Source organism: Kitasatospora sp. NPDC004240, assembly GCF_053603215.1.
This window is the reverse complement of sequence record NZ_JBSGFD010000301.1, coordinates 1-1,568: the sequence shown is the minus strand read 5'-3', so window position 1 is coordinate 1,568 and position 1,568 is coordinate 1. Positions and strand designations below refer to the sequence as shown.

Genomic DNA, 1,568 nt, shown 5'->3' with positions numbered 1-1,568 from the left:
CCCGCATCCACCGCCGCACGCGAGGCACCCACGGCCGCACCCAACGCGTCCGCCAGCTCCTCCACCACCCCGAAGCCCTCCGCCGCACCCACACCACGGCCACCCGAGACCACGATCGCGGCCTCCGTCAGCTCCGGACGACCCGACGACACCCGCGCCGTACGCGAGACCACCCGCGCCGCGTTACCGGTGAACTCCACCACCACACTCTCGACCACACCCGCGGCCGCGGCCGCCTCCGGCGCCACCGCGTTCGGCTTCACCGTGATCACCGGCACACCCCGACTCACCCGGGACTTCACCTGGAACGACGCCGCGAACACCGACTGCGTCGCCACCGGACCGTCCGCACCCGCCTCCAGGTCCACCGCGTCCGTGATCACACCCGAACCCAGCCGCAACGCCACCCGCGCCGCGACCTCCTTGCCCTCACCCGAGGACGTCACCAGCACCGCACCCGCACCCGAGGACCGCGCGATCTGCGTCAACGCGTCCACCTTCGGCACCACCAGCAGATCGGCGAACTGCGCACCGTCCGCCACATACACCTTCACCGCACCGAACTCGCCCGCCTTCGCGGCGATCCCGGCGGCACCGTCACCGGCACCCAGCACCACCGCCGACGGCTCACCGATACGACGCGCCAGCGTCAACAGCTCAAGGGCCGGCTTACGCACCACACCATCGGCGTGGTCCACCAGAACCAGGATCTCAGCCATGATTCATTACTCCTGATCGAACGTGAGACGCGCTAATGGCGTGGGATTAGATGAACTTCTGGTCGGCGAGGAACGCGGCCAGCTGCCTACCGCCCTCACCCTCGTCCTTGACCACGGTGCCCGCACTGCGCGCCGGACGCGCCGCCGCCGAATCCACCGCCGTCCAGGAGCCGGCCAGACCCACCTCGTCGGCCTCGATGCCCAGATCGTCCAGATCCAGGGACTGCACCGGCTTCTTCTTCGCCGCCATGATCCCCTTGAACGACGGGTACCGCGCCTCACCCGACTGGTCCGTCACCGACACCACCGCCGGCAGAGCGGCCTCCACCAGCTCGGTCGCCGCGTCACCGTCCCGACGGCCACGCACCACACCACCCTCGACCGACACCTCCGACAGCAGCGTCAACTGCGGCACACCCAGCCGCTCCGCCACCAACGCCGGCAGCACACCCATCGTGCCGTCCGTCGACGCCATACCACCCACCACCAGGTCGAACCCGACCTTCTCCAGCGCCTTCGCGACCACCGCCGACGTACCCATCACATCCGAACCATGGATGTCGTCGTCGTTCACGTGCACGGCCTTGTCCGCACCCATCGACAACGCCTTACGCAAAGCGTCCTTCGCATCATCCGGACCCACCGTCAGCACCGTCACCTCGGCGTCCCCCGACGCCTCCGCGATCCGCAGCGCCTGCTCCACCCCGTACTCGTCCAACTCCGACAGAAGGCCGTCCACACCCTCCCGGTCAGTGGTGAGATCGTCCGCGAAACGACGGTCACCCGTCGCATCCGGCACATACTTCACACAGACGACGATCCTCAAGGTCATGGTCGGTTCTCCTGTAC

The 1,568-nt window shown here is 68.6% G+C and carries 2 protein-coding genes; both read right to left on the bottom strand.

Features of this window, described 5'->3' with window-relative positions; translation table 11 throughout:
• Window positions 1-719, bottom strand: a 719-nt coding sequence (locus tag ACWEQL_RS39530; protein ID WP_452155966.1) for an electron transfer flavoprotein subunit alpha/FixB family protein, incomplete at its 3' end; no start/stop codon positions are given.
• Window positions 720-765: 46 nt separating this feature from the next.
• Window positions 766-1,551 carry an electron transfer flavoprotein subunit beta/FixA family protein gene (locus ACWEQL_RS39525; RefSeq protein ID WP_452155978.1) on the bottom strand — a complete coding sequence of 262 codons (786 nt, stop codon included), beginning with the start codon at window positions 1,549-1,551 and terminating at the stop codon, window positions 766-768.
• Window positions 1,552-1,568: the final 17 nt, after the last annotated feature.

Bases quoted from the DNA above. Each gene is read 5' to 3' on its own strand.
- ACWEQL_RS39525 (WP_452155978.1), bottom strand. From the start codon at position 1,551: ATGACCTTGAGGATCGTCGTCTGTGTGAAGTATGTGCCGGATGCGACG.